This window comes from Desulfobacula sp. (genome assembly GCF_030145145.1).
In the GTDB taxonomy this organism is placed as follows: Bacteria; Desulfobacterota; Desulfobacteria; order Desulfobacterales; family Desulfobacteraceae; genus Desulfobacula.
In genome coordinates this window covers 22,596-30,578 of sequence record NZ_JAQYWD010000052.1, presented here as the reverse complement: position 1 = coordinate 30,578, position 7,983 = coordinate 22,596, and the positions used below count along the sequence as shown (strand labels likewise).

Genomic DNA, 7,983 nt, shown 5'->3' with positions numbered 1-7,983 from the left:
ATAGAGGTCACACCCGTACCCATCTCGAACACGGAAGTTAAGCTCTTTAGCGTCGATGGTACTGCATGGGAGACTGTGTGGGAGAGTAGAACGCCGCCAGATTAATTCTTCAAAAAGCCCTGATCATTATTGTAATGATCAGGGCTTTTTGCATTTTGGCTTTTCGGGGGGATTAAGGATTGTAACAGTAGGTACCATATACGCCAGTATGAGGTGAGGAATTACAGGGTTAATCTTGGGTACTTTTCTCCAATCTCATTTTTTTCTTGTAAAAGTGGTACTTCAACTGTTGTTTCTTTTTTTGCTATATTGCGTACAACAGATGTTAATTCCCCTATTGGCCGGATGACCTTGAATGGATTTCAGATACCCCCTTTTTTATCTTATTGTCATTCCCATCCAAAATTTTTCGAATTTTTCCAGCAAGATCCTTCATGACAATCGGCTTTAATAAAAATCCTTTAATACCCATGGATTCCACTTTTTCTTCAGACATTTTTTCACTGAACCCGGTACAAAGTAATATGGGAATATCAGGACGTATCCTGATCAGTTCGTGGCCCAGCCTGTCTCCGGACATATTGGGCATTGCCATATCAGTGATGACCAGGTCAAATTTATTGGGATTCCCCCGGAACGCTTCAAGGGCTTCAAGGCTGCTGGTACGGGAAATAACCTGATATCCCAGACGCTCCAGCACCTGTTTTTCCATTATAAGGATGGTGTCTTCATCATCCACAAGAAGGATGGTTTCCGTCCCGCCCGGGATGGAGTCTTTTGTCTGAATCACCGGATTTTCAAAAGAATTTTTTTCTACTGGTAAATAAACATAAAATTCTGTCCCGGTACCGGGCTCGCTGTATACCCGAACAGCGCCTCCCATTCCATTAACAATGCCATGCACCACAGAAAGCCCCATGCCGGTTCCTTTGCCTTTTTCCTTGGTGGTAAAAAACGGGTCAAAGATTTTTTTGATTAACTGTTTGTCCATGCCCATTCCCGTATCTGAGACGGTTAGGCAGGCATATGTCCCTTGTGTCAAATCAGGAGTGGTGACCTCATACATGTCTAATTGGATTTCCTTCAGGGTCACGATCAGGTTTCCGCCTTTTCCCTCCATGGCATGGTAGGCATTTGTGGCCAGATTCATCACTATCTGATGAATCTGGGTGGGATCGGCCTTGATCACACCACAGTCAGCCTGAATATCCTGCTTGATGTCAATTGTTGTGGGGATTGAAGACCGGATCAGTTTTAATGCCTCCTTGATAATGGGTTGCATCTTCATCAGTTTTAATTCATTCGTATCCTGGCGGGAGAAGGTCAGAATTTGTTTTACCAGGTCTCCGGCCCTCAGGGCACTGGAATAAATTCCTTGCAGATTGTTTCGAAAGGGGCTGTCTTCGGGGATATCCTCTAACAGCATCTCGGCGTGACCCACAATGGGGAAAAGAATATTGTTGAAATCATGGGCAATGCCGCCGGCCAATGTTCCAATGGCTTCCATTTTCTGGGATTGCTGCATGCGGGCCTCCATTTTCTTTAGTTCCGTAATATCCCGAAAAATTGATAACTTTGAATATGATCCATCCATGTGATAGATGGCTGAATTAGAAATATGGTAAGTTTTATTGTTTTTCGGACTGGCGATTTCATAATTCATAGACTCGGTATCTTTAATTTTTTCATAAATACACCAGGGACATTTTTCATCCAGTCCATGAATGGCTTTGTGACAAAGCTCTCCTGTGGCATCACTGCCGATCCGTTTGATCATGGCAGGATTCATGTATTCGATTGTATAATCTGACGAGCAAATATATGCTGAATCTTCCATGGTTTCCATCATGGATCGGTATTTTTTCTCGCTTTCCAATAATTCCAGCTCTTTTGTCTTATGATCAGTGATGTCCAGCGCCGTAAACGTCACCCCTTTTGATACATCATTTAAATCAATTGGCGCGGAACTCAACAGCACATCAATTATTTTTCCATCCTTTGTTTGCATTCTCGTTTCAACTGTTCCTGTCCCTTTTTTGCTAATCTGTGCATATTTTTCTTTGCCCACATATTCGAACTCTTCATCTGACGAATAAAGCATCCGGGAACTCTGCCCAATCAACGAATCTCTTGAGTATCCAATGATTTCACAAAACCGATCATTTACCTGGGAAATAACCCTGTTACGGACCAGGCCGATTCCGGTTGGTGCTGCTCTGAATATACTTTTCAGTTCTTCCTCGCTCTGTTTCAATGCATCTTCAGCCTGCTTGCGTTTCATAATATCCCGAACGGCTGTAACCCGATAGGTGTCTGGTCCGGTTTTTATGTTTTTTGATTCAATCTCCATTGGAAAAAGCCGGCCATCTTTTCTTTTTGCCATGACCACATATGGTGTTGCCCTCTCCTTGGCAAGGTTCTCTTTTACCACGGCACGATATTCATGGGGGATAAACATCTCGATAATATTTTTGTCTAGTAGTTCTTTTTTTGTGACACCAAACATTCTTGTAAACGATTCGTTTGCATCAACGGCCACCCCTTCACGGTGAATCACTATCCCTTCAAACGTAAGATTTGAGAGTTTTCTGAATCGTTCTTCACTTTCCCGCAGCGCTTTTTCCGCTTTTCCCCGTTCCCTGGACATCTGGTTCGCTGAAACTACCAAAGGCTGAAATTCAGCAAAATACACCTGATTTTCATCAATGAAAAAGGTTTCTTCTGCTGACCGTTTAAAAAAAGCCGCAAATACATCCAGATTTTTTTTGATTTTTCTTGAAACAAACCAGACCAGTAAAAAAGAAAGAAAGAAAAACGAGCAGAGGACCACCATGGTTTTAATCAGCAGATCTCGAACGCTTTTTTGAAATTCTTTTTTTTTCTCCAGGATAACGGAATCCATGGAATCAATATACACACCAGTGCCGACATACCACTTCCATTCCGGCAAGGGTTTTACATAACTTAACTTGGGTGCTGGCGGCTGCCCTTTAAACCTAGGCGCCACATAGTCAACAAATCCGCCGCCGGACTTTGCCGCGCCAATAAGTTCTTCAACAATTCTGACCCCATTGGGGTCGGTCAGGTGCAGTATATTTTCCCCTTTGAACGGGCCGGACAGGCTTACACCGTCCCAGGTGGCGGCAAAAATATACCCGTTTTTCCCATGCTTTATCTGTTCAAGATGATCTATAATCGCTTGTTTTAATGTTTCATCCTGAAAGGCCTTATCCATGCTGGAGTTAAGTCCCGGTTTCATCTTTTTTTGGGCAAGGAATTTCTCGTACCGGATGTAATCAACAAAGTGTTCCACTCTTGTTTGTATGATCTCTTTTTGGGAAGAGATATAAATATTGCGGATATCATCTCTTTGGAATTTTTCATGCCTTAATTCTGCTCCGATCCACAGGTAAAAGATTATGGCGACAAGTATAAAATAAAGCGGCGTCAGGGTCATCCACAATATTTTGGTCAAGCTTCTTTGTCGGGTCATACGGGGCCGTCCTTTAAAAGAGTATTGGGTTCCATATTTTTTGTATACCCGCTGAGGGCATCCAGATTGCTGCGGATAAAGGCGAGAGGGTTATTGAACTCATGGGCCAAGCCTGCGGCAAGTTGACCCAGGGCTTCCATTTTATGGGCCTGATGGTATTGACCTTCTATTCGGGCTTTTTCTTTTTTCGCCTGCTTTCGTTCCTTAATTTCAGCAACCAGTTTTTCGGTCTGAGTTTTCAACCTTTGCTGCAACCGATACATGTTAAGGTGTGTGTTAACTCTCGCCAAAATTTCGGAAGGCCCGGCGGGTTTGGTTACATAGTCTGTCCCGCCCGCTTCCAGGGCCTTTACTTTTAAATCGACGTCTCCCATGGCGCTGAGGAATATAACCGGAATGTTCCTTGTTTCGGGATCAGCTTTGATCTTGCGGTCATCAACCACCAACACTTTTATGTCCGTTTTTATTTCAGGGGGCACGTTCAAGTCTCCTGCTGTTTCAATCCAGACTTAATGAATCATCTACGATCAGTATTGAATAGGGCATTGTTTTTTTCCTGTTATTTAATGTTAAACTATATTTAATAAATCTTCAACCTCCGGCATGTTCATGCCAAAGTCGGCAACAATCATGGAGACATCATCTGCTATGGATTCTGCCGGATGTTTAAGCCCGAATTAACCGGCATTGAAGGCTTTTATAGATTTCATTCAAGCGGATGACGGGAATCAAGCTGCCCCTGTCCTTGACCATTTCACCTTTTCCCTCAACAGTGAAGCAATCTTGTTTGGAGGGTTTAAATGCTTTTAGAATAGCAGTAGTGGGAATCACATATTTTTCATCATCCACCCCCACCAGCATGCCGTCAATAATGGCCAGGGTAAGAGGCAAACTGATGGTGAATTTCGTGCCTTTTCCTTGATAATATCTGTATTTGACGGGTCCTGCTCCAGATCAATCAGGTTGACTTCAATTGTATCCAGGTTTTCCAGTGCTTCAGACACAAAATCGATGAAGATTTCCATATCATCATCTTCTAAGGGTTTGGTGCTATAGATGTATGTCTTCCATGTATCCCTTGCAGGCAATACAGACATCATGGAATGCGACAAACTCTTTTCCCGTGGACATATCAATGAGTTCGTCAAGGCTGTTGAGCAGGGCACCTAGATCCGGGATCTCCCCCGGGCAGAACCCGCCGATCAAATCGGAGAATTTTTCTAGGACCGGCTCAAACCATGAAACAGCCGGGCTATCTGGTTCAGGCCCATCCGTATCCAGAACCGGCTCAGATTCTTTTTCAGATGGTTGTTGCCTTGATTGCCTTGTCCAATGTTTCAGTAGATTTTGTCATTTTATTTTACCTCCCTTTAAAAATTCTCAAAATTTTCATCATCGTCAAAGGGAATAACCTGGTCCGGCCGGATTTCTTTTGTATCACGGGACAGCATTTTTTTCTTTCCTGGCCCTGAGACTGATAATCTGTGAGACACTTTTTGTGCAACAATCTTTTTTCCGTTAACGCTATTCTGGTCTCTTTTGCCGGTAATCATCATCATCAGATCTCCCACATAGTCCCTGAGCTGTTCTGCCTGGGCATTCATTTCTTCAGATGCCGAGGCAGACTCTTCTGCATTGGCTGCATTCTGCTGGACCACTTTATCCATCTCGGTAATGGCGATATTAACCTGTTCAATTCCATCGGACTGTTCTTTGGATGCCTCGGAAATTTCTGCAATCAGGCTTCCGACCTTTCCGGAGCTTTCCGCCACCTGGGTGAAGGCATCGTTGGTGGTTGTTACCAGTTGGGACCCGTCGTTGACTTTTTTAACCGTTCCTTCAATGAGCTCGGCCGTGCTTTTTGCCGCATCCGCAGCTCTCATGGCAAGATTTCTGACCTCATCGGCCACCACGGCAAACCCGGCACCGGCTTCACCGGCCCGTGCCGCTTCAACCGCAGCATTCAACGCCAGAAGATTGGTCTGAAAAGCGATCTCATCAATGGTTTTAATAATTTTAGAGGTTTCTTCGCTGGCCTTTGAAATTTCCTGCATGGAAACGATGAGTTGATCCATTGATTCATCAGCGGTTTTGACGACATGATTGGCTTCCTTCATCAGGGTATCAGCCTGGGTGGCATTTTCTGCGTTTCGCTTAGTCATGGAAGACATCTCTTCCATGGAGGAGGATGTCTCTTCTATGGAAGCTGCCTGTTCAGAGGCACCCTCAGCCATGGACTGGCTGGAGGAGGACACTTGGCCCGAAGCAGCCGCAACCTGGTTGGCACCTTCTCCCATGCCAACGGTGATATTTTTTAATACGGACACGATCCCCCTGGCAATGATGAACGCCAGAAGCAGACCGGCAAGGATCGCAATCCCTGCAACAATAGCCACCTTTCTTTTGGTGCTCTGGGCAGCATTCAGCATCACTTGATCGGTCATAATATTTTCCCGCGCAGTATTACGTATTTTTCCTAATAATGTCTGAACATTTTGTAAGCTTGGAAGAGTTTTTTCCGCATATATACGATTCGCATCATCCATGCCCTGCTGAAGATTTTTTTCAGCAGCAATGGCACTGTTAAAGTGTTTTTTGACTTCATCAAGCGCAGCCTGAGTTTCTTCGTTAAATATATGAATGGCCTCATGCATCTTGAGATGATTGACTTTCTCTTTAATGTGAACTGCCGTCTCATGAAGTTTTTTATGAGGATCACCTATGGCGTCAAGGGCAGCTTTCAATTCGGGGAATTCTGCAGCCATTTTATTTGTTTTCGGATCATTTAAAAATTTGCCAAATGCACATTTAGTGGGATCAGTCTGAACGCCTGTTGTGAAAAGTTTGCCTTCAACAAATTCATGAGCCCGTTTAATAAGGGTATGATTCGTGTGATCAATATATACACTGGTGCCAATAATCCAGCCAAAGGGTTTATAGACTTTGACATATGAAATTTTTGGGGCAATTTCGCTGCTTCCTGTCAGAGGCCAATCATAGGTCAAAAAGCCTTTTCCGTTTTCTTTGCTGATCCGAACCATTTCAGCGAATACGCGTTTACCTTTAGGATCTTTGCTTTCACTCATGTCTTTACTGTTTAATTCTGGTTTTATTGGATGCATGACCATTTTAGTGCTCTCATCCAAAATAAAGAGATAATCTTTTCGGCCATCCCCATAGCGCAGCCTGCCTATATTGATGGCTGCCGCAGCTTTAATCTCCTCCAAGCTGGAAAATTGTTTTGTTTCATGTATGGTTCCAATCGCTGAAATGGCCTGATCCACAGAATTTTTTAACTGAGTCTGGTAGGAATAAAGTCCACCGGCTTCTGATGCCAAGGCTTTTCCTAAAGTACCCACCCAGTGGACATGGTCGGTCAGCCTATTGGAAAGCGTTAAAGCCAGTTCCATATGGGGTTGTTTGAATACAGTTTTGATTTCAACAGCAGATTGATGCAGTTCATGATGAGGAGTTTCTATTTCCTTTAAAAGAGGTGTAAGGGATGGGACTAAACCTTCTGCATGCTTTCGGCCATCACCATAGAGCCATTTACCAAACCCACATTTATGGTCATCTGTCTGGACATCAAGCGATGTAACTTTTTCGTCTGTTAATAATGCATTTATTCGGTTTGCCCAATTTAAATGATCTACTTCTTTTTGGGCAAGGTTGCCATCAAGTTTATTGCCGTCAATGACTTCTTCTGCGTTTTTGACAATGCCTCCGACGTCTGTGAAGCTGATGACCCCCATTACGATCAGGAAAATAATGATAACCCCAAATCCTGTGCCTATTTTTTTACCTATGGTCATGTTTTTCCAGTTCATCCTTTTCTCCTTAAAGTTTAGTGTCCATCATTATGGTTTTATCAATTTATTATTTCAGTCTCTTAATAGGGGCTTAATCTGTTTATATTTGTTTTTGATTGGACATCTTGTTTAAAACGTCACAAAGATCATTATACGTGTCTCCCATGGGGGTAAAAAACCTTGGAAAAAACTCTGATGCCCTGGAAAGAGTTGCTTTTGACTCATCCGGCAGGATTAATATCGTCCGTTTTCCTTCCAGCAAACCAATCAGCGAAGCGAATTCATTTAATCTGCTTCGGGACTCGGCAAGCAATATGAATATTTCATTTTCACTGGGACCCATGCTTTTTTTCAGCCGTTCCTTGAACGAGTTAAACGTATGAAGCGTTTGAAGTTCGGTTCCATAAAAATTTTTATCAATGATATTTTTGAGGGTGATCCCTTTTTTTAGAGAATCTTGATGGATGAAGAGTATAAAGTTCATCAATTTTTCCTTTTACAATAATTGAAGAATTTGTTTTAAATTCTTTATAGTGTTGGATATTACAAGTTGCATGCCAGGGAGGAGAAAATAAAAATATAATTATTTCAGATAGTTAAAAAATATTTTATCTTATGATTTTGTCAGAAAAATAGGACAACTATAAATAATAAAGTATAGTGTCTTATTTCGTTTTATAA

General features: G+C 42.7%; 6 protein-coding genes and 1 rRNA gene. 1 reads left to right on the top strand and 6 read right to left on the bottom strand.

What is annotated here, in order from left to right:
• Window positions 1-102 (top strand): 5S ribosomal RNA (rrf, locus tag Q1Q15_RS22865); the annotation flags it as partial.
• A gap of 232 nt (window positions 103-334) precedes the next feature.
• On the opposite strand, the gene Q1Q15_RS22860 is transcribed toward rrf, so the two are convergent.
• The 6 genes from Q1Q15_RS22860 to Q1Q15_RS22835 form a co-directional block, all read right to left on the bottom strand.
• Window positions 335-3,493: a PAS domain S-box protein gene (locus Q1Q15_RS22860; RefSeq protein WP_300464964.1), complete on the bottom strand. Its 3,159-nt coding sequence runs from the start codon at window positions 3,491-3,493 to the stop codon at window positions 335-337.
• A complete protein-coding gene (locus Q1Q15_RS22855) occupies window positions 3,490-3,972 on the bottom strand; it encodes a response regulator (RefSeq protein WP_300464963.1) in 483 nt (160 codons plus the stop codon). The genes Q1Q15_RS22860 and Q1Q15_RS22855 overlap by 4 nt, the downstream gene beginning before the upstream one ends.
• Window positions 3,973-4,159: 187 nt before the next feature.
• Window positions 4,160-4,384 carry a hypothetical protein gene (locus Q1Q15_RS22850; protein ID WP_300464962.1) on the bottom strand — a complete coding sequence of 75 codons (225 nt, stop codon included), beginning with the start codon at window positions 4,382-4,384 and terminating at the stop codon, window positions 4,160-4,162.
• Between the two features lie 159 nt (window positions 4,385-4,543).
• Window positions 4,544-4,699 (bottom strand): hypothetical protein, encoded by a 156-nt coding sequence (locus Q1Q15_RS22845; protein WP_300464961.1) that lies wholly within the window; start codon window positions 4,697-4,699, stop codon window positions 4,544-4,546.
• A 164-nt stretch (window positions 4,700-4,863) separates the two neighbouring features.
• Entirely contained in the window at window positions 4,864-7,320 is a 2,457-nt protein-coding gene (locus tag Q1Q15_RS22840; protein ID WP_300464960.1) for a methyl-accepting chemotaxis protein, read from the bottom strand.
• Window positions 7,321-7,402: 82 nt separating this feature from the next.
• Window positions 7,403-7,786 carry a hypothetical protein gene (locus Q1Q15_RS22835; RefSeq protein WP_300464959.1) on the bottom strand — a complete coding sequence of 128 codons (384 nt, stop codon included), beginning with the start codon at window positions 7,784-7,786 and terminating at the stop codon, window positions 7,403-7,405.
• Window positions 7,787-7,983 lie beyond the last annotated feature (197 nt).

Excerpts from the sequence above, each read along its gene's own strand:
- Q1Q15_RS22860 (WP_300464964.1), bottom strand. The coding sequence starts at position 3,493 with ATGACCCGACAAAGAAGCTTGACCAAAATATTGTGGATGACCCTGACG.
- Q1Q15_RS22840 (WP_300464960.1), bottom strand. The coding sequence starts at position 7,320 with ATGAACTGGAAAAACATGACCATAGGTAAAAAAATAGGCACAGGATTT.
- Q1Q15_RS22835 (WP_300464959.1), bottom strand. The coding sequence starts at position 7,786 with ATGAACTTTATACTCTTCATCCATCAAGATTCTCTAAAAAAAGGGATC.